Raw genomic sequence first — 26,076 nt, 5'->3', positions numbered from 1 at the left:
TCGCTCCTATTCCGCCGCCTCCAGCTTGCCGGCAATGCGACGCGACTGGCGAGCCTGCTCGTCATAGTCGCGCTGCCAGTCGGAAGGACCGTTCGACGGCGAGACCTGCACCGCGGTCACCTTGTATTCCGGGCAGTTGGTCGCCCAGTCGGTAAAGTCCGTGGTGATGACGTTCGCCTGCGTCGACGGGTGATGGAAGGTCGTATAGACGACGCCCGGTGCGACGCGGTCGGTGATCAGCGCGCGGAGCGTCGTGTCGCCCGAGCGGCTGGCGAGCCTGACCCAGTCCCCGTCGCGGATGCCGCGCTGCTCCGCGTCGTGCGGGTGGATTTCCAGCCGGTCTTCCGCATGCCAGACGACGTTCTCCGTGCGCCGCGTCTGGGCGCCGACATTGTACTGGCTGAGAATACGGCCGGTCGTCAGAAGCAGCGGGAAGCGCGGGCCGGTCCTCTCGTCGGTCGCCACATATTCGGTGCGGATGAACTTGCCCTTGCCGCGCACGAAACCGTCGACATGCATGATGGGCGAGCCGAGCGGCGCCTTTTCATTGCACGGCCACTGCACCGAGCCCATCTTGTCCAGATAGTCGTAGGAGACCATGGCAAAGCTCGGCGTCGTCGCCGCGATCTCGTCCATGATCTCGGACGGATGGCGGTAGTTCCAGGCAAGCCCCATGGCTTGCGCCATCTTCTGCGTCACCTCCCAATCGGCATAGCCGTTCTTCGGCCGCATGACGCGCCGGACGCGGTTGATGCGGCGCTCGGCATTGGTGAAGGTTCCGTCCTTTTCGAGGAAGGTCGATCCGGGCAGGAAGACATGGGCGTAGTTGGCCGTCTCGTTGAGGAAGAGATCGTGCACCACGACGCATTCCATTGCGGCAAGGCCGGCGGCGACGTGCTTCGTGTCCGGATCCGACTGCAGTATGTCCTCGCCCTGCACGTAGAGCCCCTTGAAGGTGCCCTCGACGGCGGCGTCGAGCATATTGGGGATGCGCAGGCCCGGCTCATGATTGAGCGTCACGCCCCAGAGCTTCTCGAAGATCTCGCGCGTCGCATCGTCCGAAATATGCCGGTAGCCGGGAAGCTCGTGCGGGAAGGAGCCCATGTCGCAGGAGCCCTGGACGTTGTTCTGGCCGCGCAACGGATTGACCCCGACGCCAGGCCGGCCGATGTTGCCGGTGAGCATGGCGAGGTTGGCGATCGCCATCACTGTCGTCGAGCCCTGGCTGTGCTCGGTGACGCCGAGGCCGTAATAGATCGCGCCGTTGCCGCCCGTGGCGTAAAGCCGCGCGGCCCCGCGCACCAGTTCCGGCGCAACGCCGGTATAGGCTTCGGTCGCTTCCGGGCTGTGATGGGGCTCGGCGACGAAGGCCGCCCAGTCTTCGAATTCCGACCAGTCGCAGCGCTCGCGGATGAAGGCTTCGTTGGCAAGGCCTTCCGTGACGATGACATGCGCAATCGCCGTCAGGATGGCGACGTTGGTGCCGGGCTTCAGCGGCAGGTGGTACGACGCTTCGACATGGGCCGAGCGGACGAGGTCGATCCGGCGCGGATCGATGACGATCAGCTTGGCGCCTTGGCGCAGCCGCTTCTTCAGCCGCGAGGCGAAGACCGGATGGCCGTCGGTCGGGTTGGCACCGATGATGACCGCAACATCCGTGTGCTCCACGCTGTCGAAATCCTGCGTGCCGGCGGAGGTGCCGAAGGTCTGGTTGAGGCCGTAGCCGGTCGGCGAATGGCAGACGCGGGCGCAGGTGTCGACATTGTTGTTGCCGAAACCGGCACGCACCAGCTTCTGCACCAGAAAGGTTTCCTCATTGGTGCAGCGCGAAGACGTGATGCCGCCGACGGAATCGCGGCCGTACTGGTACTGGATGCGGCGGAACTCGGAGGCGACATGCGCGAAAGCCTCTTCCCAGGTGACCTCGCGCCAGGGATCGGTGACCTTCTCGCGGACCATGGGATTGAGGATGCGGTCCCTGTGGTTGGAGTAACCATAGGCGAAGCGGCCCTTGACGCAGGAATGGCCGCGATTCGCCTGGCCGTCCTTCCAGGGCACCATGCGCACCAGCTCCTCGCCGCGCATCTCCGCCTTGAACGAGCAGCCGACGCCGCAATAGGCGCAGGTGGTGACGACCGAATGCTCGGGCTGGCCGATCTCGATCACCGATTTTTCCGTCAGCGTCGCCGTGGGGCAAGCCTGCACGCAGGCGCCGCAGGAGACGCATTCGGAGGAAACGAAATCCTCGTTCATGCCGGCGGAGACGCGCGAATCGAAGCCGCGGCCGCTGATCGTCAGCGCGAAGGTGCCCTGCACTTCCTCGCAGGCCCGCACGCAGCGCGAGCAGACGATGCACTTGGCCGGGTCATAGGTGAAATACGGGTTCGATTCGTCCTTCGGCGCCCATTTGGCGTTGATCTCGCCATTGTTGCGCGCCGTCACATGGTTTTCGCCGTCATAGCCGTAGCGCACGTCGCGCAGGCCCACGGCACCGGCCATGTCCTGCAGCTCGCAATCGCCATTGGCCGCGCAGGTGAGGCAGTCGAGCGGGTGGTCGGAAATATAGAGCTCCATGACGCCGCGGCGGACATCCTTCAGCCGCTGCGTCTGCGTCGAAACGCTGATGCCCGCAGCCACCGGCGTCGTGCAGGAGGCCGGCATGCCGGCGCGCCCGTCGATTTCTACGAGACAGAGCCGGCAGGAACCGAAGGCATCCATCATGTCGGATGCGCAAAGCTTCGGCACCTCGATGCCCGCTTCCATTGCCGCGCGCATGATCGACGTGCCTTCCGGCACCGTGATCTCGCGTCCGTCGATCGTCAGCGTCACCAGCTTTTCGGATTTGGAAGCAGGAGTGCCGTAGTCGATTTCATGAATGAGAGACATTAGCGGGCCTCCTGAAAAATTGCGTTCGGGGCGATTGCCGACTCTGCCGTCCGCCCCTCATCCGGCTGCCGCCACCTTCTCCCCGCTCGCGGGGAGAAGGGATATGCCGCACCGTCCTGCGCAACCGCAGCCGCCGCACATGGGCTGTCCCCTCTCCCCGCTTGCGGGGAGAGGGTTAGGGTGAGGGGCTTCCCAGCATAAAGCGTGAGGGGCAAATCTCGACGTGCAAGGCTCATCATTCCGCAGCCTCCACCACCGGCACCGGTGAAAAATCCTCCGGGAAGTGCGTCATCGCGCTCATCACCGGATAGGGCGTGAAGCCGCCAAGGGCGCAGAGGGAACCGAACTTCATCGTGTTGCAGAGATCGGCGAGCAGTTCGCGGTTCTTCTCCGGCTCGATGCCGGCGGCAATCCTGTCGGCCACCTCGACGCCGCGTGTCGAACCGATGCGGCAGGGGGTGCACTTGCCGCAGCTTTCGACCGCACAGAATTCCATGGCGAAACGCGCCTGCTTCAGCATGTCTGCCGTGTCGTCGAAGACGACGATGCCGGCATGACCGATGAGCCCGTCTCTGGCGGCAAATGCCTCGTAGTCGAAGGGCGTATCGAACAGCGCCCGCGGGAAATAGGCGCCGAGCGGGCCGCCGACCTGGACGGCCTTGACCGGCCGGGCGCTCGCCGTGCCGCCGCCGATCTCGTCGACGATCTCGCCGAGCGTCAGGCCGAATGCTGTCTCGAAGAGCCCTCCATGCTTGACGTTGCCGGCGATCTGCAGCGGGATCGTTCCGCGCGACCGGCCCATGCCGAAATCGCGATAGTAACCGGCGCCCTTGTCGAGGATCACCGGCACGGAAGCGAGCGAGATGACGTTGTTGATGACGGTCGGGCGGTCGAAAAGGCCCTTGTGTGCCGGCAGCGGCGGCTTGGCGCGCACGAGCCCGCGCTTGCCTTCGAGGCTGTTCAGGAGCGAGGTCTCCTCGCCGCAGACATAGGCGCCGGCGCCGGTGCGCACTTCCATGTCGAAGGCGTGTGCCGAGCCGAGCACCGAAGCGCCGAGCACACCGGCGGCCCGGGCGATCTCGATCGCCGCGCTCATCACCGCGATCGCATGCGGATATTCCGAACGGGTATAGATGTAGCCCTTGGTCGCGCCGGTCGCGATACCGGCGATCGCCATGCCTTCGATCAGCACGAAGGGATCGCCTTCCATGATCATCCGGTCGGCGAATGTGCCGCTGTCGCCCTCGTCGGCATTGCAGACGATGTATTTCCGCGGCCCTCGCGCCTCCAGGACGGTCTTCCATTTGATGCCGGTCGGGAAGCCGGCGCCGCCGCGGCCGCGAAGGCCGCTTTCCGTGACCTCGGCAACGATCGCCGCTGGTTGCATTGCGATCGCCCGCTCGAGACCGAGCAAGCCCCGATGAGCGCGATAATCTTCGAGCGAGAGAGGATCGATGACGCCGCAGCGGGCAAAGGTAAGCCGCGTCTGTCGCTTGAGAAATGGAATCTCCTCGGTCTTGCCGAGGCAGAGCGGATGCGCGCCACCCGAAATCAGCCCGGCATCGAGAAGCGAAGCGACGTCGCTCGCCTTCACCGGGCCGTAGGCGACGCGCCCTCCGGCCGTTTCGACTTCGACCAGCGGCTCAAGCCAGTGCATGCCGCGCGAGCCGTTGCGGACGATCGTGGCGTCGAGCCCGCGTGCGGCGATCTCGCCGGCCATCGCCTCCGCCACCTTTTCGGCGCCAAGCGCAAGGGCCGCCGCATCCCGGGGAATGTAGATCCTGACGGTCATCGGCGCGCCTCCGCAACCAGCGCCTCGAGCACTGTTTCGTCGAGCCGCGCATGAACCTCGCCGTCGAGCATCGCCGACGGCGAGCAGGAACAGAGCCCGAGACAGTAGACCGGCTCGAGCGTCACGGCGCCGTCCGGCGTCGTCTCATGGAAATCGATCCCGAGAAGCGCCTTGGCGCGCTCCGCAAGCCGGTCGCCGCCCATCGACTGGCAGGCTTCGGCGCGACAGAGCTTCAGCACATGGCGCCCGGCCGGGTGCTCGCGAAAATCGTGATAGAAGGTAACCACGCCATAGACTTCGGCGCGCGACAGATTGAGTTCCCGCGCGATCACCGGCAGGCTCTCCTCCGGCACATAGCCGAACTCGTCCTGGATTTCGTGCAGAATGGGAATAAGCGGGCCTTCGAGCCCCTTGAGTTCGCCGACGATCGCCAGCGTCCGTTCGGTCACGTCTGCACGCGGCAGATGGATATTCACTGAAAGAGCCCTCCCGGCTCGCGGCCGCACCGCCAAGATCTCCCCGACCGTCGTCGCGCCGCTGTCTCAACCACTTGGCAAAGATCGGAGATTTCACGTTCTTTGCCCATGAAACAAGCTTCGCGCTTATGCTTCCATGGGTCAATAAGGCTGTTCCGTCGATCGATAGAAAATTTCTATTGAACCTGGTTGCGCTCACCGAGGATACGGGCCTCGTGCAACAGCGCGGAGACGAGCGGCGTGAACGGCTCACGATAGGTGGCGACCAGGCCCACCGTATGGCGGACGTCCGGATCGACGATCGGGATCATCCGTATATCCTCGTGAAAACCGAATGATTTCGCAACGTTATAAGGCATGATGCTCGCCCACCGGCCCGTCCGGACGTGGGAGAAGAGCACGATCATCGAATTCGATTCGAGGGTCGGCTTCGGGACCGCGCCTGCCTCGGCAAAGTGCTGATTGATGATGCGCCGGTTCTGCATGTCGGCCGTCAATAGACAAAGCCGAATGTCGCTCACTTCCTTCCAGGTCACGCTTTCGCGATCCGAAAGCGCCGTACCGGCGGCCGTAACCAGATGATATTGCTCGATCTGCAGGGGCACGCTCGTCACCCGGCCGAGCGGCTCGTTCTCCAGATAGGTCAGACCGGCATCGATCTCGAGGTTTTCGAGGAGCGCGAGGATCTGCAGCGATGTGGTCGAAAGCACCGAGAAGGTGACGTCCGGATGCTTCTCCTGGAAGGGCGCAGTGATCAGCGGCACCATGGAGAGGGTCGTCGGCACCGCGGCGAGGCGCATATGCCCCGAGAGACCTTTTCGCGCCGCACGCATCTCCTCGCGCATCGTACGGCTGTCACTGACGATCCGCCGTGCCCATTCCAGCACCCGCTGCCCTTCGGGCGTCAGCCCCTGGAAACGTGATCCGCGATTGACCAGAATGACGCCGAGCTGTTCTTCGAGCTGGCGGATCGCTGCCGAAAGCGTCGGCTGCGTCACCCCGCACTCCTCCGCCGCCCGGCCGAAATGCCGTTCGCGGGCCAGTGCGAGAAAGAATTCCAGCTTGTCGATCATTCGTGGCCTTTAGATTTGTCCCTCTCCCCGGGTCTAACCCGAGGACTAGCCCTCTCCCCGCAGCGCGGGGAGAGGGGACTGAAGACGCCGCCGCGAGTCTCTTCTCCCCGCAAGCGGGGAGAAGGTGCCGGCAGGCGGATGAGGGGCGGACGCGCGCTCAAGCGATGAGCTGCCCACCGTTCACCTCCAGGACCTGGCCGGTGATATAGCCCGAAAGCGCGTGTGCGGCGAGGAAGAGATAGGCCGGCGCGCAATCCTCCGCCGTCCCGAGCCGGCCGAGCGGGATCGTCTTGCGCGTCGCTTCCAGCTTCTCCGGCGTCGAATAGCGCTCGTGGAAATCCGTCGTGATCGTGCCGGGCGAGACGCAGTTGACACGGATGCCGTCCGGCGCAAGTTCACGCGCCAGCGCCTTCGAATAGGTTGCGACGAAAGCTTTGGTGGCAGAGTAGATCGAAGAGCCCGGACTGCCGCCCATGCGCGCCGAGATCGAAACCGTGTTGACGATCGCAGGATGCGTGCCCTTGCGCAGGAGCGGCAGCATCGTCCGGGTCATCTCCACGACCGAGGTCTGGTTGAGCTGCACGACCATGCGGTATTGCTCATCGGTGAGATCGGCCGCCGGAAAACGGCCGACCATCGTGCCGGCATTGTTGACGAGGACATCGACGCTGTCGAAGCGGCTCCTCGCGACATCGGCGAGGCTCTCGACGCCCCCCTCGGCAAGGAAATCCGCCGCCGCGAGGAATGCCCTGCCCTCGGCCGCTGCAAGATCGAGAAACTCCGGGCGGTCGGCGGCGATCGTCCGCCCCATATGCACCAGCACGCGCGCACCGCAGTCGAGGAACTGCCGTGCGACCTCGAGGCCGATGCCCCTGCCGCCGCCGGTGACCACCACGTTCATGCCCTTGAACAAGGCCGGATGATACATGCGCTTTCTTCCTCCCGATAACGTCGGACTGGCGTGCCCCTCCACCGATTACAGCGCAGATCGGGCGCAAGCCGCAACGAAAATCGAACGCGCTGGATATTTCTAATCTGAAATTGCACCGCTTTCGTTTTCGCATATTATGAAAGAAAACGAAACGCGAGGGGCGGATGTATCTGACCGGACGACAGGCGGAGATTTTGGAACTGGCGAAAACGGAAGGCCGCGTGCTGGTCGAGGATCTCGCCCAGCGCTTTTCCGTTACGCCGCAGACGATCCGCAAGGATCTGAACGATCTCTGCGACGCCAGGGTTTTGAACCGCATTCACGGCGGCGCCATTTTTCCGAGCGGCAAGGAAAACGTCAGATACGAATCCCGCCGCCAGATCGCCGCAGCGGAAAAGCAGGCGATCGGCCGCGCCGCGGCCGCGCTCATCCCGGACAATTCTTCGCTCTTCATCAATATCGGCACCACGACGGAAGCAGTCGGAGAAGCGCTCCTCGACCACCGGGAACTGATGATCATCACCAACAACATCAACGTTGCCAACAGGTTGCGGGTCTTCCCCTCGATCGAGGTGGTGATCGCCGGCGGGGTCGTGCGCGGCTCCGACGGCGGCATCGTCGGAGAGGCCGCCGTCGACTTCATCAAGCAGTTCAAGGTGGATTTCGCGGTGATCGGCGCCTCGGCGATCGACTCCGACGGAGCCCTGCTCGATTTCGACTATCGCGAAGTGAAGGTGGCGCAGGCGATCATCGCCAATGCGCGCCATGTCATCCTCGTTTCGGATTCGACGAAATTCGAACGCACCGCGCCGGTGCGTATAGGCCATATCTCGCAGGTGCAGACGTTCATCACCGACCGCTGCATCATTGAAAATGTTCGGAAAATCTGTGCTGACCAGGATGTGAGGCTGGTCGAGACCGAGGTCTGATCCGGTCTCCGATTCCCTGGCGCGGAGTCCGGAAACATTCGTTTGACATTCGAAATATTTTCGCTTTAACTGCTTTCACTTTCGCGATTGCACAAATTGTGCGCCGCGGAGTGTGGAGGGGAAAACAAGAGTGTCAGAGCAGACGATCTTCGACGTCTTCGTCATAGGCGGCGGCATCAACGGATGCGGCATCGCGCGTGATGCGGCTGGCCGCGGATATTCCGTCGCGCTTGCGGAGATGAGCGATTTCGCCTCCGGAACATCCTCCGGCTCGACCAAGCTCATCCATGGCGGCTTGCGCTATCTCGAACATTATGAATTCCGCCTCGTGCGCGAAGCCCTGATGGAGCGCGAAGTCCTCTGGGCGATGGCGCCGCACGTGATCTGGCCGATGCGCTTCGTACTGCCCTTCCACAAGGGTGGTCCGCGGCCGGCATGGCTGATCCGCCTCGGCCTCTTTCTTTACGATCACATAGGCGGCCGTAAGCTTCTGCCGGCGACGAAGACGCTCGACATGACGCGCGATCCCGCGGGCGCACCGCTGAAGCGCCTCTTCACCAAAGCATTCGAATATTCGGACGGCTGGGTCGACGATGCTCGCCTCGTGGTGCTGAACGCGCGCGACGCCGCCGACCGCGGCGCGAGGATCATGGCACGCACCCGCGTCGTCTCGGCGCGCCGCGAGGGCGGCCGTTGGGCGATCGAAATCGAGAGCACGGAGACGGGTGCGCGCGAGACGATGCGCGCCCGCATGCTCGTCAATGCCGCGGGCCCCTGGGTGGACCGGGTTCTCTCCGAAGCGGTCGGCAACAACGACGTCCGCAATGTCCGCCTGGTCCAGGGCAGCCATATCGTCGTGAAGAAGAAGTTCGACGATCCGCGCGCCTATTTCTTCCAGAACCCGGACGGGCGGATCATGTTCGCCATTCCTTACCAAGACGAGTTCACGCTGATCGGAACCACCGATCGCGATTTCAGCGGCAATCCGGTTGACGTGCGCATCAACGATGCGGAGATCGATTATCTCTGCAGGGCGGCGAGCGAATATTTCAGCGACCCGGTCGGCAGAGAGGATATCGTGTGGACCTATTCCGCCGTGCGCCCCCTTTTCGATGACGGTGCGAGCAAGGCGCAGGAGGCGACCCGCGACTATGTGCTGCGCGTCGAGAACGGCGATGCACCGCTGCTCAACGTCTTCGGCGGCAAGCTCACCACTTACAGGCGGCTTGCGGAATCGGCGCTCGAGAAGATCGGCGAGACCATCGGGGAAAAGGGCAGGAAATGGACGGCCGTATCGCATCTGCCGGGCGGCGATTTTCCGGCCGCCGGCTATGACGACGAGGTCGCGAAGCTCAGGATGCGCTATCCTTTCCTGACCGCTTCCCACGCCCGCCGGCTGGTACGGCTCTACGGCACGCGGGCGGCGCAGCTTCTCGGCAATGCCGCGAGCGAGGCCGACCTCGGAAAGCACTTCGGCGCGGATCTCTATGCTGCGGAAGTGGATTGGCTCATCGTGCAGGAATGGGCATTGCGCGCGGAGGACGTGCTTTGGCGCCGCACGAAACTGGGACTGAAGTTTTCGCGGGCGCAAACCGCGGAACTGGAGGAATATATGCGGGGCGCGGTCAACGCGGCCGCCTGAGGTACCACGGCTGAACTGCCGTTGGGGTGGAGAATTCAATGCTTGAAATGAAGAAGATATCCAAGGTCGTGGGTGGAGAGACGCACATCCACCCGACCGACCTTGTGCTGGAGAGGGGGACGCTCAACGTGCTGCTCGGCCCGACGCTCTCCGGCAAGACGTCGCTGATGCGGCTGATGGCAGGTCTCGACAAGCCCGCCTCCGGTTCGATTTTTTTCGACGGTGCCGACGTTGCCGGCGTTCCGGTTCAGAAGCGCTCGGTTGCCATGGTCTATCAGCAGTTCATCAACTATCCGGCGATGACGGTGTACGAGAACATCGCCTCGCCGATGCGGATCAAGCGCGCCGACGGCGCCACCGTCGACCGCGAAGTGCGCAAGGCGGCGGAACTCCTGAAGCTCACGCCCTATCTCGACCGCACGCCGCTCAACCTGTCCGGCGGTCAGCAGCAGCGCACCGCGCTCGCCCGCGCCATCGTCAAGAATGCCGATCTGGTGCTGCTCGACGAGCCGCTTGCCAATCTCGACTACAAGCTGCGGGAGGAACTGCGCGAGGAACTGCCGAAGATCTTCGCCGCATCCGGCGCGATCTTCGTCTACGCGACGACAGAGCCGTCGGAAGCGCTTTTGCTCGGCGGCAATACCGCCACCCTGAGCGAGGGAAGGATCACCCAGTTCGGCCGCACCATCGACGTCTATCGCCGCCCGGTCGACATCGTCACGGCCCGCACATTTGCCGATCCGCCGCTGAACACCATCGGCCTGCTGAAGACGGGGTCGCAGTTCGTGCTTGAAGGTAAGCCGGTGCTCGCCGTTCCCTCCCATCTTCGCTCCCTCGCCGACGGTCCTTGCACGGTGGCCTTCCAGCCGCATCACCTTTCTTTCGGCCAGCCGGACGGCAGCGACGAGCCGCTGACCGTAAAAACGGCGATCTCGGAGATCACCGGATCCGAAAGTTTCATTCACGTCGCCTTCGCGGGCGCCCGCTGGGTCATGCTCGCACCCGGCATTCACGAGATCGAACCGGACGCAATGCTAAAGGTCTTCGTCGATACCCGCCACCTCATGGCTTTCGGGCCGGACGGCAGGGCTGTCGGCGGGATGGCCTGAGAAAAGGCGTCGGGGAGGAAACCATGGCACGCATCAATCTCGAACATATCCGCCACGCCTACGGCGCCAGGCCGAAGTCGGAGTCCGATTACGCCCTGAGAGAGGTCCATCACGAATGGAACGACGGCGGCGCCTATGCGCTGCTCGGCCCTTCCGGCTGCGGCAAGACCACGCTGCTCAACATCATTTCGGGGCTGATCAACCCTTCCGAGGGTCGCATCCTTTTCGATGGAACCGACGTCACGCATCTGACGACGCAGCAGCGCAACATCGCCCAGGTGTTCCAGTTCCCGGTCATCTACGACACGATGACCGTCTACGACAATCTCGCCTTTCCGCTGCGCAACCGGCATGTGCCCGAAACCGAGGTCGACCGCCGCGTCAAGGAAATCCTAGAGATGACCGGGCTCGGCAGCTGGGCCAAGAAGACCGCGCGCGGGCTGACCGCCGACCAGAAGCAGAAGATTTCGCTCGGCCGCGGCCTCGTGCGCTCGGACGTCAGCGCCATCCTCTTCGACGAGCCGCTGACCGTCATCGATCCGGAAATGAAATGGGTCCTGCGCTCGCAGATCAAGCGGCTGCACAAGCAGTTCGGCTTCACCATGGTCTATGTGACGCACGACCAGACCGAGGCGCTCACCTTCGCCGACAAGGTCGTCGTCATGTATGACGGCCAGATCGTCCAGATCGGCACGCCGGCCGAGCTTTTCGAGCGGCCGCGCCACACCTTCGTCGGTTATTTCATCGGCTCTCCCGGCATGAACGTGCTGCCGGCCGAGATCGCCGGCAACACGGCAGCCGTCGGCGACCAGAGGATCGCGCTCAATTTCCAGCCGCAGATCAAGGCCGGCGCCAGGATCGAACTCGGCATCCGTCCGGAATTCATTTCCCTCGGCCGCGAAGGCATGCCGGTCGCCGTCACGAAGGTCGAGGATATCGGCCGCCATAAGGTCGTGCGCGCCCGCTTCGCCGACCGGCCGATCTCGATCATCGTCGACGAGGACGGCGAGATCCCCGCCGAGCCGCGCCTCACCTTCGATCCGAAGGCAATCAACATCTACGCCGATTCCTGGCGCGTCGGCGGGGAGGCCTGACATGGAAAAGACCTGGAACAACAAGGCCTGGTTCATGGTCCTGCCGGTGCTGGTGCTCGTCGCCTTCTCGGCGGTGATCCCGCTGATGACCGTCGTCAACTATTCGGTCCAGGACACATTCGGCAATAACGAGTTCTTCTGGGCCGGCACCGACTGGTTCCTGGACGTGCTCGAATCCGACCGCTTCTGGGATGCGCTCACCCGCAACCTGATCTTCTCGGCGATCATTCTGGCGATCGAGATCCCGCTCGGCATCGTCATCGCGCTCAACATGCCGAAGAGAGGCATCGGCGTGCCGATCTGCCTCGTTCTGATGGCGCTGCCGCTGCTCATTCCGTGGAACGTCGTCGGCACCATCTGGCAGGTCTTCGGCCGCGTCGACATCGGCCTGCTCGGGCGCACGCTCGCCTCGCTCGGCATCAACTATAATTACGTGCAGAATCCGCTCGACGCCTGGGTCACGCTGATCGTCATGGACGTCTGGCACTGGACGAGCCTCGTCGTGCTGCTCTGCTACGCCGGCCTCGTCTCGATCCCGGACGCCTACTACCAGGCCGCCAAGATCGACGGCGCCTCGCGCTGGTCGATCTTCCGCTACATCCAGCTTCCGAAGATGAAGCGCGTGCTCCTGATCGCCTTCCTGCTGCGCTTCATGGACAGCTTCATGATCTATACGGAACCCTTCGTCGTGACCGGCGGCGGCCCGGGCAATTCGACGACCTTCCTGTCGATCGATCTCGTCAAGACGGCGATCGGCCAGTTCGACCTCGGCCCGGCCGCAGCCCTCTCGATCATCTACTTCCTCATCATCCTGCTCCTGTCGTGGATCTTCTACACGGTGATGACCACGAGCGACGCGCAAGGCTGAGAAAGGAGGGAGGAGACATCATGATGACCAACAAGCAACCACTTTCGCAGCGCCTCTCCTGGCTGGTGCCGACGATCTACATCGTCTTCCTGCTCCTGCCGATCTACTGGCTCGTCAATATGAGCTTCAAGGAGACGAGCGAGATCCTCAGCACCTTCTCGCTGTGGCCGCAGAATCCGACGCTTCGGAACTATGCGGTGATCTTTACCGATCCCTCCTGGTACAACGGCTACATCAACTCGATCACCTATGTCGTCCTGAACACGCTGATCTCCGTGACGGTGGCGCTGCCGGCAGCCTACGCCTTTTCACGCTACCGCTTTCTCGGCGACAAGCACCTGTTCTTCTGGCTGCTCACCAACCGGATGGCGCCGCCGGCGGTTTTCGCGCTGCCCTTCTTCCAGCTCTATTCCGCCTTCGGTCTCATCGACACGCACATCGCGGTGGCGATCGCGCATTGCCTGTTCAACGTGCCGCTCGCCGTCTGGATCCTGGAAGGCTTCATGTCCGGCGTGCCGAAGGAGATCGACGAGACCGCCTATATCGACGGCTACTCCTTCCCGCGCTTCTTCGTGAAGATCTTCGTACCCCTGATCGCGTCCGGCATCGGCGTGGCAGCCTTCTTCTGCTTCATGTTCTCGTGGGTCGAGCTGCTGATCGCCCGCACCCTGACGACGACCGACGCCAAGCCGATCGCCGCGACGATGACGCGCACGGTCTCCGCTTCCGGTCTCGACTGGGGCGTGCTCGCCGCCGCCGGCGTGCTGACGATCATCCCCGGTGCGCTCGTCATCTATTTCGTTCGCAATTACATCGCCAAGGGCTTCGCCCTGGGGAGGGTCTGATGGCAACCATCGCCACTCGCAAGAACCGCTGGCCCGTCGCGCTTGCCGCCGTGCTCGTCGTCTATCTCACCGCAGCCGGCCTGCTTTTTTCCGTTCTGCCGGCCAAGGACGGCAAGACCGACTGGTTCGCCCCGCTGATCCCCGGCGGCTGGATGGCCTGGTCTTTCCCGACCGCCATGTTCTTTCTGACGATCTTCGCGCTCCTGTCGCTGATGGCCGTCTGGGAATATGCCCGGCCGGGCGGAAACCCGCGCGTCGGCATCCTGCGCTTCGAGACGACCCGCGGCGACCGGCTCTTCGTCTCGCTGCTCGGAAGCGCATTCATTCACCTCGCCTGGCTGGGGCTGGTCGGCGCAAATCTCTGGTGGGCGGTCGCCCTGTCGGTGATCTACGCGGTCGGCGTCTTCCGCTACGTCTGAGGAACCGAACGAAGGGCACTCACCGCGGGCGCCCTTTGAAACTGCAAGTGAACGCAATCGCAAAACCCAAGGGAGGATTTAATGCGAAGGCACCTTTTGACAACGACGGCGGCTATGCTGCTGGCATTTACCGGCTCGGCATTTGCCGGGATGGACGAGGCAAAGCAGTTCCTGGACAAGGAAGTCGGCGACATGTCCTCGCTCGACCGCGCTGCCCAGGAAGCGGAAATGCAATGGTTCGTCGATGCGGCAAAGCCTTTTGCCGGCATGGAGATCAAGGTCGTTTCCGAAACGATCACCACGCATGAATATGAATCGAAGGTGCTGGCACCGGCTTTCACCGCGATCACCGGCATCAAGATCACCCATGACCTGATCGGCGAAGGCGACGTCGTCGAAAAACTGCAGACGCAGATGCAGTCGGGCGAGAACGTCTATGACGCCTATATCAACGACTCTGACCTGATCGGCACGCACTGGCGCTACCAGCAGGCGCGCAGCCTGACCGACTTCATGGCGAACGAGGGCAAGGACGTCACCAACCCCAACCTCGACATCGACGACTTCATCGGCAAATCCTTCACCACCGCTCCGGACGGCAAGCTCTACCAGCTTCCCGACCAGCAGTTCGCGAACCTCTACTGGTTCCGCTACGACTGGTTCAACGACGAGAAGAACAAGGCGGACTTCAAGGCGAAGTACGGCTACGAACTCGGCGTTCCGGTCAACTGGTCGGCCTATGAGGACATCGCCGAGTTCTTCACCGGCCGCGAGATCGACGGCAAGAAGGTCTATGGCCACATGGACTACGGCAAGAAGGACCCGTCGCTCGGCTGGCGCTTCACCGATGCCTGGCTGTCGATGGCCGGCAACGGCGACAAGGGCATCCCGAACGGCAAGCCGGTCGACGAGTGGGGCATCAAGGTCGACGAGAACTCGCGGCCCGTCGGATCCTGCGTCGCGCGCGGCGGCGACACCAACGGCCCGGCCTCGGTCTACGCCATCCAGAAATATCTCGACTGGATGAAGGCCTATGCGCCGGCTGCTGCCCAGGGCATGACCTTCTCGGAATCCGGCCCGGTACCGTCGCAGGGCGAGGTCGCCCAGCAGATGTTCACCTATACGGCCTTCACCGCCGACTTCGTGAAGGAAGGCCTGCCGGTCGTGAACGAGGACGGCACACCGAAGTGGCGTTTTGCCCCGAGCCCGCACGGCGTCTACTGGAAGGACGGCATGAAGCTCGGCTACCAGGACGCCGGGTCCTGGACTCTTCTGAAGTCGACGCCGGACGATAGGGCCAAGGCTGCGTGGCTCTACGCGCAGTTCGTAACCTCCAAGACGGTGGACGTGAAGAAGAGCCATGTCGGCCTCACCTTCATCCGCCAGTCGACGCTCGACCATCAGAGCTTCACCGAACGCGCCCCGAAGCTCGGCGGCCTGATCGAGTTCTACCGTTCGCCGGCCCGCCTGCAGTGGTCGCCGACCGGAACGAACGTGCCCGACTATCCGAAGCTGGCACAGCTCTGGTGGCAGGCGATCGGCGACGCTTCCTCCGGCGCGAAGACCGCCCAGGAAGCGATGGACTCCCTCTGCGCCGAGCAGGAGAAGGTGCTGCAGCGCCTGGAACGTGCGGGAGTCCAGGGCGACATCGGTCCGAAGCTCGCCGAAGAGCACGACCTCGAATATTGGAACGCGGAAGCCGTGAAGGCCGGCAACCTCGCACCGCAGCTCAAGGTCGAGAACGAGAAGGAAAAGCCGACCACCGTCAATTACGACGAGCTGGTCAAGAGCTGGCAGACGAACTGATCGATAGACGCCGCCGATCCGTCGGCGGCGCTCTTCAGGGGAGATGCGGCACCGGGGCTGGAAACGGCCCCGGTTTTTTCGTTTCGAATCGGGTGCCACCCCGCTCGCCGCTGCGACCACCGCAGCATTACCGCCCGCCAGGCGAAAACTGTTTCCCCAATTTCGGTAAGGCAGCGCCCCATCGCCGCTGCCATTATTTGCCACCTTCTTCGTAGGAAGTGGATGACATGCAAAGGTATTGGAGGAGATTACCTTGGCAAACAGTGCAGAGGAAACCGTATCACCAACGCGCCCGGAGGATGAGAAGCTCGGCATCGGCGCCAATCTGGCCTATGGCCTGCAGCACGTACTGACGATGTATGGAGGCATCGTCGCCGTGCCCCTGATACTGGGCCAGGCCGCAGGCCTCGGCTCCGGCGACATCGGCCTGCTCATCACGGCATCCCTGTTTGCCGGCGGCCTCGCCACCATATTGCAAACCATCGGCCTGCCCTTCTTCGGAAGCCAGTTGCCGCTGGTTCAGGGCGTTTCCTTTTCCGGCGTGGCGACGATGATCGCCATTTCCGGCAATGGGGGGCTTCAGTCGGTGCTCGGCGCCGTCATTGCCGCCTCGCTGATCGGCCTGCTGATAACGCCCATATTCTCGCGGATCACCCGCTTTTTTCCGCCGCTCGTCACCGGCATCGTGATCACCACCATAGGACTGACGCTGATGCCCGTTGCCGCGCGCTGGGCCATGGGCGGCAACAGCAGTGCGCCCGATTTCGGCAGTCCCGCCAATATCCAGCTTGCAGCGGTGACGCTCGTCATCGTGCTCCTGCTCAGCAAGCTCGGAAGCGCCGCGATCTCGCGGCTCTCGATCCTGCTCGCCCTGATCATCGGTACGGTGATAGCCTATTTCGCCGGCATGGCTGATTTCTCGCAGGTGACCGAAGGGCCTTTCTTCGCGCTTCCGCTGGTCTTCCACTTCGGCTATCCGACCTTCGAAGTCGCGGCGATCGCTTCGATGTTCATCGTCACCATGGTGACGCTGGTCGAGACTTCGGCGGACATTCTGGCGGTCGGCGAAATCATCGAGACGAAAGTGGATTCGCGCCGGCTCGGCGACGGCCTCAGGGCCGACATGCTGTCGAGCCTGCTCGCACCGATCTTCGGCTCCTTCACCCAGAGCGCCTTTGCCCAGAATGTCGGGCTGGTGGCGGTCACCGGGGTCAAGAGCCGCTATGTCGTTGCAACCGGCGGCCTGTTTCTCGTCACGCTCGGTCTTCTGCCTGTCATGGGCCGCATCGTCGCGGCGGTTCCGAGTTCCGTGCTCGGCGGCGCCGGCATCGTGCTCTTCGGCACGGTCGCGGCGAGCGGCATCCGCACCCTGTCGAAGGTGGACTACGCCAACAACATGAACCTGGTCATCGTCGCGACCTCGATCGGCTTCGGCATGATCCCGATCGCCTCGCCGACCTTCTACGAGCATTTCCCGGCCTGGGTCGAGACGATCTTCCATTCCGGCATCAGCTCCGCCGCGCTGATGGCGATCAGCCTCAACCTGATCTTCAACCATATGACCGCCGGGAACTCGGACCAGCAATCGGTGTTCGTCGCCGGCACGGAGCGGACGCTCCGCTATCAGGACATCGCGCGGCTGCACGACGGCGACTATTTCCTCAACGGCAAGCTGTACGACGCCAACGGCACGGAAGTGCCCGTGCTTGCCGCGGAAGCGCATTGACACACGGCAATCCGTTCCGCTGAACCGGCGAAAACGCGATCCGGGCACATGCTCGTCCGGATCGCCCCCCGATGCGCCCGATTACCCTCGAAAACCCGAAAGTGTTTTCACTTCCTGCACCCTTGCGGCATGCTCCGGCCGCACGAAAAGTTCCCCTCCCCGTTGGAGGACGGGAACGGACGGTCGCGGCGATGGAGGAGGAACCATGAACGATGCATCCAGCATACATCCCGTGGACGAGCGCCTGCCGATCGGCAGGCTTGCGACGCTCGGGATACAGCATGTTCTTGTCATGTATGGCGGCGCCGTCGCGGTGCCCCTGATCGTCGGCCGGGCGCTGCAGCTGAGCCCGGAAGACGTCGCCTTCCTGATCTCGGCGGACCTGTTCGTCTGCGGCATCGTCACCATCATCCAGTCGCTCGGGCTGACCAGGGGCATAGGCATACGCCTTCCCGTGATGATGGGCGTCACCTTTGCCGCCGTCGGCCCGATGGTCTCCATGGCCGCCATGACGCCCGGGATCGACGGGGCACGGACGATCTTCGGCGCGATCATCGGCGCCGGCCTCGTCGCGCTTCTCATCGCGCCTATCATGGGACGCCTGTTGAAGTTCTTCCCGCCCGTCGTCACCGGCACCATCATTCTCGTCATCGGGGTGACCCTGATGCGCGTCGGCGTCAACTGGATATTCGGCAATCCCTTCGGTCCGACGGCGCCGAAACTCGTCGATCCGGCCCACGCACAGTGGCTGGCCGGGTTGAAGCAGCTCGCCGCAACCGGCGGGCCGGCCGTGCCGGATGGGCTGGTCCTCGGCGCCACGGTTCCGAACCCGATCTATGCCGAACCGGCCCATGTGGCGCTTGCCGCCTTCGTGCTGGTCTCCATTCTCGTGGTGGCCCGTTTCGGCAAGGGGCTCATCAGCAACATCGCGGTTCTGATCGGCATCGTGATCGGATGCGTCGCGGCAGCCCTGCTCGGCATGATGCATTTCGATCGGGTGGCGAGCGCCGGCTGGTTCGCCGTCGTGACGCCCTTGCGCTTCGGCATGCCGATCTTCGATCCGGTGCTGATCGCCACCATGTCGCTCGTCATGATCGTCGTGATGATCGAATCGACCGGCATGTTCCTGGCACTCGGCGAGATGACGAACCGCGAGGTCAAGCAGCAGCAATTGACCGCCGGACTTCGGGTGGACGGCCTCGGCACCATCATCGGCGGTCTCTTCAACACATTTCCCTATACGAGCTTCTCGCAGAATGTCGGCCTCGTCGGCGTCACCGGCGTCAAGAGCCGCTACGTCTGCGTGATGGGCGGAGTCATCATGATCCTGCTCGGCGTTATCCCGAAGATGGGCGCGCTGGTCGAGGCGGTTCCGACCTTCGTTCTCGGCGGTGCGGGGCTCGTGATGTTCGGCATGGTGGCGGCAACCGGCGTCAGGATTCTCTCGACGGTCGACTTCAAGTCCTCGCGCAACAACCTGTTCGTGGTCGCCGTCTCCGTCGGCTTCGGCCTCATTCCGATGATCGCACCCAACTTCCTGATGTGGATGCCGCACGCGATCCATCCCATCATCGAGTCCGGCATAGTGCTGGCCGCGGTCTCGGCCGTCGTGCTCAATGCCTTCTTCAACGGCCTCAGCATCGAGCGTTCCGCATGCGTCGAGGCCGCGCGGCTGGCAGACGGCCATTGAACCGCAATACCCCGCGGGCAAAAGCCCGCGGGGTATTGCGCCACACTTCGATCGGCACCGAAGCATCGCCGTGGCTCCGGACGCTAGGAATGGTCCGATGAACAACGATTCACAAGGACCACATTCATGGACAGGCCACGTCTCGCTCTCGAACTGCTTCTGCTTGTCGCCCTCGCAACGCTCTGGGGCGCCTCCTACACCTTCATCAAGATCGGCGTCGAAACCATCCCCCCGGTTACGCTGATCGCCGCGCGAACGCTGATTGCCGGCACGGTTCTTCTGGCGCTGATCGCGTGGCGCGGCCTGACATTGCCGCGCGACGGGGCGATGTGGCGGCGGTTCCTGTTCCAGGCCTGCTTGAACAGCGTCGTTCCCTTCACCCTGATCGCCTGGTCGGAGCGCACGATCGATGCCGGCGTCGCGGCCATCCTCAACTCCACGACGCCGATCTTCGCCTTTCTCCTGACGGCGCTGATCACCCGGCACGAGCCAGTTACCGCCCGCAAGTTCCTGGGCGTCCTTGCAGGCATCGCCGGAATCGGGCTGATCATCGGTCTTGAGGCCTTCCGCGGCATCGGAGATCAGCTCATCCCGCAGCTTGCGGTTGTTCTTGCGACGGTCTGCTATGCCGGCGCGGCGATATTCGGGAAGGGCTTCAGGGGGCTCGATCCGATGATGCCCGCTTGCGGATCGCTTCTCGCGGGTGCGGCCCTGCTCATCCCGGCGAGCCTCGTCGTCGATCGACCCTGGACGCTCGATCCCTCGCCGGAATCGCTGATTGCGCTCCTCTGCCTGTCCGTCTTCTCGACCGCGCTCGCCTTCGTCATCTATTTCCGCCTGATCCACACGCTCGGTTCCGTCGGCGCGACGGCACAGGCCTATGTGCGCGTGCCGATCGGCGTTGCGATCGGAGTGGTATTTCTCGGGGAAACGCTTTCGACCACTGCATGGCTCGGCCTCGGCTGCGTCATCGCCGGCGTCGCCGCCATGACCATGCCTACGCGGCCCAGGGTTGCCACTGTCGGAGGGTAATTTCGCTCAGTCCTTGCGCTTCCGGCAATAGAGCTCCAGCCGGTGGCGCACCAGGTCATAGCCGAGTTCGGCAGCGATCTCCGCCTGCAGCTGCTCGATCTTGTCGGAGCGGAACTCGATCACCGCACCCGTTTCGATATCGATCAGGTGATCGTGGTGGGGCGCATCCGCCGTCTCGAAGCGGGCAGTCGCGTTCTCGAAGGCATGCCGCTGCACCACCCCTTGCTGCTCCAGTGCGGAAAGAGTCCGGTAGACGGTCGAGAGCGACACGGTCGCGTCGATTTCCTTCGCGCGCCGGTGAAGTTCGCTGGCATCCGGGTGGTCTTCGGCCTCGGCCAGGATCTTCAGAATCGCGGCGCGTTGGCGCGTCACGCGGACGCCGCCTTCCCGCAGGATTCCTTCCAGTTCCTCGATCCGATTCTTGCTCTGGCTCATCCCGCGACACTAGCCAAGGGGACACCTTTTGGAAATAGCTAGTTGCAAATGCTTCTCATTTGCATTGACTTATGCAGACCATTCGCCTACCCATATTATGGTTCGCAAAGAGGAGAGCCGGATGATCCATCCAACGAGGCGCATGATCGTGGCGGCAGCAGCGGCGATGGCTGCTCTATCGCTCATGCCGGCGGCGGCCCGGGCGGCGGAAAAGCTCAAGGCCGTCACCACCTTCACGGTCATCGCCGATATGGCGCAGAACGTCGCGGGCGATGCCGCGGTGGTCGAATCGATCACCAAGCCGGGCGCCGAGATCCACAATTACCAGCCGACGCCCCGCGATATCCTCAAGGCGCATGATGCCGACCTCATTCTGTGGAACGGGCTGAACCTCGAGCTCTGGTTCGAAAGGTTCTTCCAGAACTTCGACGGCGTTCCCGGCGTCGTCGTCTCCGAAGGCGTCGAGCCGATGGGCATCGCCGAGGGGCCCTATACCGGCAAACCCAACCCGCATGCCTGGATGTCGCCTTCGGCCGCGCTGATCTATGTCGACAATATCCGCGACGCCTTCGTGCAACACGATCCCCCGAATGCCGAGGTCTACAAGGCAAATGCCGAGGCCTACAAGAAGAAGATCGAGGCGGCGGTCGCACCCATCCGCACCGAGCTCGAAAGGATACCGGCGGAAAGGCGATGGCTCGTTTCGAGCGAGGGCGCATTCAGCTATCTCGCCCGCGATTTCGGCATGAAGGAGCTTTATCTTTGGCCGATCAATGCCGACCAGCAAGGCACGCCGCAGCAGGTGCGCAAGGTGATCGACGTGGTTCGGGCCAATCGGATACCCGTAGTCTTTTCCGAAAGCACCATTTCGCCCGACCCCGCCGAGCAGGTCGCGCGGGAGACGGGTGCAAAATACGGGGGCGTGCTCTATGTCGACTCCTTGAGCGAGGCCGACGGCCCCGTTCCGACCTATATCGATCTGCTGCGCGTTACATCGGAAACGATCGCGAAAGGCTTGTCGCAATGAACCTTCAGGAAAAGGCCCGCGCCTATCCGGGAGCAGCTCCGCAAGAGGAGGATGGCGGCATTCGCGTCAGCGGCGCCACGGTGACCTACCGCAACGGCCACCGAGCGCTGCGCGACGCCTCCTTCGAAATCCCGACGGGCACCATCGCGGCCCTTGTCGGCGTCAACGGCAGCGGCAAGTCGACGCTGTTCAAAGCTATCATGGGCTTCGTCCGGCTGGCCAAGGGCGACATCTCGATCCTGGGCCTCACCGTGCCGCAGGCACTGAGACAGAACCTCGTCGCCTATGTCCCGCAGGCCGAAGAGGTCGACTGGAATTTTCCCGTCCTCGTCGAAGACGTGGTGATGATGGGCCGTTACGGCCATATGAACATGCTGCGCATCCCGAAAAAGGCCGATCACGAGGCGGTCGAGACGGCGCTGGCGCGGGTCGGCATGAGCGAGTTCCGCAAGCGCCAGATCGGCGAGCTTTCCGGCGGTCAGAAGAAGCGGGTCTTCCTGGCCCGGGCGCTTGCCCAGAACGGCCGCGTCATCCTGCTCGACGAGCCTTTCACCGGGGTCGACGTGAAAACGGAGGACGCGATCATCCGCCTGCTCGTCGCGCTTCGCGAAGAAGGCAGTGTGATGCTCGTCTCCACCCATAATCTCGGAAGCGTGCCGGAATTCTGCGACCGCACCATCCTTCTGAAAAATACGGTGCTCGCCTACGGTCCCACGGAAACCACCTTCACCCGCGAAAACCTGGAGCTCGCCTTCGGGGGCGTCCTGCGTCACTTCGTGCTCGGCGGAGAGAACCTCCATGACGATGCCGATCCACGCCAGCTCTCGGTCATCAGCGACGACGAGCGTCCGCTCGTCATGTATGGCGCCCGCGACCGCATGGTTGCGCAGCCGGCCAAGCCGGAATCGGAATCCGAGGCGGACTCCGAATGATCGCCACGCTCATCGAGCCGTTCGCCTATAGCTACATGGTGAATGCCATGTGGGTAAGCGCGCTGGTGGGCGCGGTCTGCGCGTTTCTTTCGGCCTATCTCATGCTGAAGGGCTGGTCGCTGATCGGCGATGCGCTCTCCCACTCGATCGTGCCGGGTGTCGCCGGGGCCTATATGCTCGGGCTTCCCTTCTCGCTCGGCGCCTTCTTTTCCGGTGCCCTTGCCGCCGGTGCCATGCTGTTCCTCAACCAGCGCACGCGGCTGAAGGAGGACACGATCATCGGTCTGATCTTCACCTCCTTCTTCGGCCTCGGCCTGTTCATGGTCTCTCTGTCGCCGACCTCGGTGAACATTCAGACGATCGTGCTCGGCAACATCCTCGCCATCACGCCGGCCGACACGTTGCAGCTCGCCATCATCGGCGTCGTCTCGCTCATGATCCTGTCCGCGAAGTGGAAGGACCTGATGGTGACCTTCTTCGACGAAAGCCACGCCCGCTCCATCGGCATCAACACCACCTTCCTGAAGGTGCTCTTCTTCACGCTGCTCTCGGCCTCGACGGTGGCGGCGCTGCAGACGGTCGGCGCCTTCCTGGTCGTCGCCATGGTCGTCACCCCCGGCGCGACCGCCTATCTCCTGACCGACCGTTTTCCGCGGCTGATCGTGATCAGCATCGCGATCGGGGCCCTGACGAGCTTCGTCGGCGCCTATGCGAGCTACTTCCTCGACGGCGCAACCGGCGGCATCATCATCGTTCTGCAGACCGCGATCTTCCTGTTCGCCTTCGTATTTGCCCCGAAACACGGGCTGCTCGCCGCCCGCCGCCGCGCATCCGAGGCTCTGGAGGCCGCATGATGCCTTCGCTCGACATGCTCCTTGCCGTCTTCGAGTTCGAGTTCATGCGCAATGCGCTGCTGATCTCGGTCCTGGTTGCGATTCCGACGGCGATGCTCTCCTGCTTCCTGGTCCTCAAGGGCTGGTCGCTGATGGGCGACGCGATCTCGCATGCGGTCTTCCCCGGCGTCGTCGTTTCCTACATCGTCGGCCTGCCGCTCGCCGTCGGCGCCTTTACGGCCGGCATGTGCTGCGCGCTTCTGACCGGCTACCTGAAGGAAAACAGCCGCATCAAGCAGGACACGGTGATGGGCGTCGTCTTTTCCGGCATGTTCGGCCTTGGCCTTGTGCTCTACACCAAGATCCAAAGCGACGTGCATCTCGATCACATCCTCTTCGGCGACATGCTCGGCATCGGCTGGGGCGACATTCTGGAGACGGGCCTCATCGCGCTTTTCGCCGCCGGCATTCTCGGCCTGAAATGGCGCGACCTGCTGCTCCACGCCTTCGATCCGGCTCAGGCGCGCGCCATCGGTCTGAGGGTCGGCTGGCTGCATTACGGACTGCTCGCGATCCTGTCGCTGACGATCGTCGGTGCCCTCAAGGCGGTCGGGCTGATTCTGGCCATCGCCATGCTCATTGCCCCCGGCGCGATCGCCTATCTCGTCACGCGGACATTCGGCGCCATGCTGGCGGTCGCGGTGATGGTCGCCGTCGCCGCCTCCTTCTGCGGCGTCTATCTCTCCTTCTTCATCGACAGCGCACCGGCACCCACCATCGTCCTTCTGATGACGGCGATGTTCCTGCTCGCCTTCGCCTATTCCACCTGGAAGATTGCCCGTGCCGAGGCGCAGCGGACAAGCGTGGAATAGACGTAAGACCCCTCCCCAACCCCTTCCCACAAGGGGGAGGGGCTCCCTTGCGGCACCCACAGTTTAAGCCCCTCCCCCTTGTGGGGAGGGGTTGGGGAGGGGCCCATCAAACGCCTCGTCAGCCCCTTGGACGCCGGCGCCATGATCCCTTATGGTGCGCCACGACTGAAGGTTTGGAGCGGTCCGGTGTAATGCCGTGATCTCCGTGGCGGAGCAACGACGCAAGATGGAGAGGAAACAGCAAGGCCGTTCCGGCATCGCTTTCTTCTTCGTCGCCGTGGGGCTCATCTTCACGGCGATCGCCGCGACCGTGCTCCTGGCCAACGAGCAGCGCCACCTGAAGCAGCTGCTTGCCGGTCTGGGTTTCGCGATGACGCCGCCGCAAACGGAGCGGCCGCCGGAGGCTGCCCGCGGTCCACGTAAAAAGCCCGAACCGCCAAAGGCACTCCTGCCCGCCCACATCTTCGCGGATCTTGCAACGCCGGAACAGCAATTCATCCGTCAGATCCGCAGCGACCCGAGGGCACTTTGCGAGGGACTGAGGGAGGCCGGCTTCCGCGACCTCGAATGGAAATCCGCCGAGAGCGGCCGCTGGGAATGCTCATCGCTCGTTCCCTTTGCCCGCCCCGGCCAGGAACCGAGCTCTTCCATCTTCATCCTGGTCAAGGGCCGTGGCGAGGAGGAGATCACCTCCTTCCGCGTTAAACTCAATATCGAGCACAGCGGGGACACGCCGGTCGTCACCAGCGCTGCTGCGAAGGCGGCATCCGTCTTCTTGAGCGAGGTCCGCTGGGCGGGCAGCGCAAGCATCACTCTCAAGATCCAGGCCCTGCAGGAATTCGATCTCAAGCGCTTCGGCAGTCGTATCCAGTTCAAACGGGAGATGGGGGACACGCCCCGCTACAACTTCCTTGCCAATCAGGCCGCACGCGCGCGGCCGAAGAGCATCGCCGAGCTCTATTTCGACCGCGAAAAATGGCTGATCCCGGGCGACGGAGCGAGCGTTTCCTTTATCCGGGGCCCGAGCGCCTGGGCGCGGCCCGATGCTCGGGCAGAACCGCAGGCGGCAGCGCGGCAGCCTGCCGGCCGGGGCGCAATCCCGGACCATTGATGCGAACCTGACTATCAGCGGTCGATGCGCGTTGAAAGGATGATCGACGACAGGGTCTTTTCGACACCCTCGATTTCGCCGATGCGGTCGATCAACAGGTCCAGCTCGCTGATCGAAGCCGCAGCGACGACCGCGATCAGGTCGAAGCTGCCGCTGACCGAGTGCAGCATGCGGATTTCGCGGATGGCGGCGAGCTCGGGCGTGACCCGGCTCAGCGCCCGCGGTGCGATCGTGATCAGAACATGCGCGCGCACGAGGCCCTTCTCATAGTTTTCCGAGAGGCGCACGCCATAGCCCGCTATCACCCCCTCGCGCTCCAGCCGCTCGATGCGCGCCTGCACGGTGGTGCGCGACAGGCCCAGCCGGCGGGCGATCGTCGCCGTCGGCATGCGGGCGTTCTCGCTCAGTATGGCGAGGAGTTCGCGGTCCTTGTCCGTCACATGCATATCGTCGACCTTTATCGGCATAATGCCGAATATAGACCGACGATTTAGCCATATCGACGCTTCAAATCAATATACGGCCGCGGGACAATGGTGGTGAAAGAG

The 26,076-nt window shown here is 63.4% G+C and carries 23 protein-coding genes; 16 read left to right on the top strand and 7 right to left on the bottom strand.

Annotated features, from left to right (window positions below; all coding sequences use genetic code 11):
* Positions 1–6: 6 nt before the first annotated feature.
* The 5 genes from fdhF to M1D43_RS14910 form a co-directional block, all read right to left on the bottom strand.
* Entirely contained in the window at positions 7–2,886 is a 2,880-nt protein-coding gene (gene fdhF, locus M1D43_RS14930) for a formate dehydrogenase subunit alpha (protein ID WP_153313086.1), read from the bottom strand.
* Positions 2,887–3,121: 235 nt separating this feature from the next.
* Positions 3,122–4,678, bottom strand: coding sequence for a formate dehydrogenase beta subunit (locus tag M1D43_RS14925; protein WP_153313087.1), 1,557 nt, complete (start codon positions 4,676–4,678; stop codon positions 3,122–3,124).
* Entirely contained in the window at positions 4,675–5,154 is a 480-nt protein-coding gene (locus M1D43_RS14920; RefSeq protein WP_003530346.1) for a formate dehydrogenase subunit gamma, read from the bottom strand. The genes M1D43_RS14925 and M1D43_RS14920 overlap by 4 nt, the downstream gene beginning before the upstream one ends.
* Positions 5,155–5,330: 176 nt before the next feature.
* Positions 5,331–6,227, bottom strand: a complete 897-nt coding sequence (locus tag M1D43_RS14915; RefSeq protein WP_010970351.1) for a LysR family transcriptional regulator — start codon at positions 6,225–6,227, stop codon at positions 5,331–5,333.
* A gap of 157 nt (positions 6,228–6,384) precedes the next feature.
* Positions 6,385–7,155: an SDR family NAD(P)-dependent oxidoreductase gene (locus M1D43_RS14910; RefSeq protein WP_010970352.1), complete on the bottom strand. Its 771-nt coding sequence runs from the start codon at positions 7,153–7,155 to the stop codon at positions 6,385–6,387.
* Positions 7,156–7,322: 167 nt separating this feature from the next.
* On the opposite strand from M1D43_RS14910, the gene M1D43_RS14905 reads away from it, so the two are divergent.
* The 11 genes from M1D43_RS14905 to M1D43_RS14855 all read left to right on the top strand — a co-directional run bounded on the left by M1D43_RS14905 (position 7,323) and on the right by M1D43_RS14855 (position 20,318).
* Positions 7,323–8,087, top strand: coding sequence for a DeoR/GlpR family DNA-binding transcription regulator (locus M1D43_RS14905; RefSeq protein ID WP_003530340.1), 765 nt, complete (start codon positions 7,323–7,325; stop codon positions 8,085–8,087).
* 130 nt (positions 8,088–8,217) lie between these two features.
* Positions 8,218–9,729, top strand: a complete 1,512-nt coding sequence (gene glpD, locus M1D43_RS14900) for a glycerol-3-phosphate dehydrogenase (protein ID WP_318853888.1) — start codon at positions 8,218–8,220, stop codon at positions 9,727–9,729.
* Between the two features lie 38 nt (positions 9,730–9,767).
* A complete protein-coding gene (locus M1D43_RS14895; RefSeq protein ID WP_153313089.1) occupies positions 9,768–10,838 on the top strand; it encodes an ABC transporter ATP-binding protein in 1,071 nt (356 codons plus the stop codon).
* Between the two features lie 23 nt (positions 10,839–10,861).
* Positions 10,862–11,932 carry an ABC transporter ATP-binding protein gene (locus M1D43_RS14890; RefSeq protein ID WP_153313090.1) on the top strand — a complete coding sequence of 357 codons (1,071 nt, stop codon included), beginning with the start codon at positions 10,862–10,864 and terminating at the stop codon, positions 11,930–11,932.
* A gap of 1 nt (position 11,933) precedes the next feature.
* A complete protein-coding gene (locus M1D43_RS14885; RefSeq protein WP_153313091.1) occupies positions 11,934–12,800 on the top strand; it encodes a carbohydrate ABC transporter permease in 867 nt (288 codons plus the stop codon).
* A 20-nt stretch (positions 12,801–12,820) separates the two neighbouring features.
* Positions 12,821–13,645 carry a carbohydrate ABC transporter permease gene (locus tag M1D43_RS14880; protein WP_010970356.1) on the top strand — a complete coding sequence of 275 codons (825 nt, stop codon included), beginning with the start codon at positions 12,821–12,823 and terminating at the stop codon, positions 13,643–13,645.
* Positions 13,645–14,064 (top strand): DUF2160 domain-containing protein, encoded by a 420-nt coding sequence (locus tag M1D43_RS14875; RefSeq protein WP_003530327.1) that lies wholly within the window; start codon positions 13,645–13,647, stop codon positions 14,062–14,064. Before M1D43_RS14880 ends, M1D43_RS14875 begins: the two co-directional genes overlap by 1 nt.
* A gap of 81 nt (positions 14,065–14,145) precedes the next feature.
* Positions 14,146–15,870, top strand: coding sequence for an ABC transporter substrate-binding protein (locus M1D43_RS14870; protein WP_003530325.1), 1,725 nt, complete (start codon positions 14,146–14,148; stop codon positions 15,868–15,870).
* A 253-nt stretch (positions 15,871–16,123) separates the two neighbouring features.
* Positions 16,124–17,596, top strand: coding sequence for a nucleobase:cation symporter-2 family protein (locus tag M1D43_RS14865; protein WP_498814005.1), 1,473 nt, complete (start codon positions 16,124–16,126; stop codon positions 17,594–17,596).
* 205 nt (positions 17,597–17,801) lie between these two features.
* A complete protein-coding gene (locus M1D43_RS14860; RefSeq protein WP_127616238.1) occupies positions 17,802–19,286 on the top strand; it encodes a nucleobase:cation symporter-2 family protein in 1,485 nt (494 codons plus the stop codon).
* Positions 19,287–19,412: 126 nt separating this feature from the next.
* Positions 19,413–20,318, top strand: a complete 906-nt coding sequence (locus M1D43_RS14855; RefSeq protein ID WP_107608489.1) for a DMT family transporter — start codon at positions 19,413–19,415, stop codon at positions 20,316–20,318.
* A gap of 6 nt (positions 20,319–20,324) precedes the next feature.
* Here the strand turns inward: M1D43_RS14855 and M1D43_RS14850 are convergent, their stop codons facing one another.
* Positions 20,325–20,753, bottom strand: coding sequence for a Fur family transcriptional regulator (locus M1D43_RS14850; protein ID WP_003530317.1), 429 nt, complete (start codon positions 20,751–20,753; stop codon positions 20,325–20,327).
* A gap of 121 nt (positions 20,754–20,874) precedes the next feature.
* On the opposite strand from M1D43_RS14850, the gene M1D43_RS14845 reads away from it, so the two are divergent.
* From M1D43_RS14845 to M1D43_RS14825, 5 genes are all read left to right on the top strand, one after another.
* The gene (locus tag M1D43_RS14845; protein WP_010970360.1) at positions 20,875–21,780 is read left to right on the top strand and encodes a metal ABC transporter substrate-binding protein; all 906 of its coding nucleotides are present in this window, start codon (positions 20,875–20,877) and stop codon (positions 21,778–21,780) included.
* Entirely contained in the window at positions 21,777–22,712 is a 936-nt protein-coding gene (locus M1D43_RS14840; protein WP_153313093.1) for a manganese/iron ABC transporter ATP-binding protein, read from the top strand. Before M1D43_RS14845 ends, M1D43_RS14840 begins: the two co-directional genes overlap by 4 nt.
* A complete protein-coding gene (locus M1D43_RS14835) occupies positions 22,709–23,566 on the top strand; it encodes a metal ABC transporter permease (RefSeq protein ID WP_003530312.1) in 858 nt (285 codons plus the stop codon). The genes M1D43_RS14840 and M1D43_RS14835 overlap by 4 nt, the downstream gene beginning before the upstream one ends.
* Positions 23,563–24,417 carry a metal ABC transporter permease gene (locus M1D43_RS14830; RefSeq protein WP_010970363.1) on the top strand — a complete coding sequence of 285 codons (855 nt, stop codon included), beginning with the start codon at positions 23,563–23,565 and terminating at the stop codon, positions 24,415–24,417. Before M1D43_RS14835 ends, M1D43_RS14830 begins: the two co-directional genes overlap by 4 nt.
* 226 nt (positions 24,418–24,643) lie before the next feature.
* Positions 24,644–25,528, top strand: a complete 885-nt coding sequence (locus tag M1D43_RS14825) for a DUF6030 family protein (RefSeq protein WP_003530308.1) — start codon at positions 24,644–24,646, stop codon at positions 25,526–25,528.
* A 14-nt stretch (positions 25,529–25,542) separates the two neighbouring features.
* Here the strand turns inward: M1D43_RS14825 and M1D43_RS14820 are convergent, their stop codons facing one another.
* Entirely contained in the window at positions 25,543–25,995 is a 453-nt protein-coding gene (locus tag M1D43_RS14820) for an Lrp/AsnC family transcriptional regulator (protein WP_028011080.1), read from the bottom strand.
* Positions 25,996–26,076: the final 81 nt, after the last annotated feature.

This window comes from Ensifer sp. R1-3, assembly GCF_056739175.1.
The sequence above is the reverse complement of the archived record's forward strand: the minus strand, read 5'-3'. Positions and strand labels throughout refer to the sequence as shown.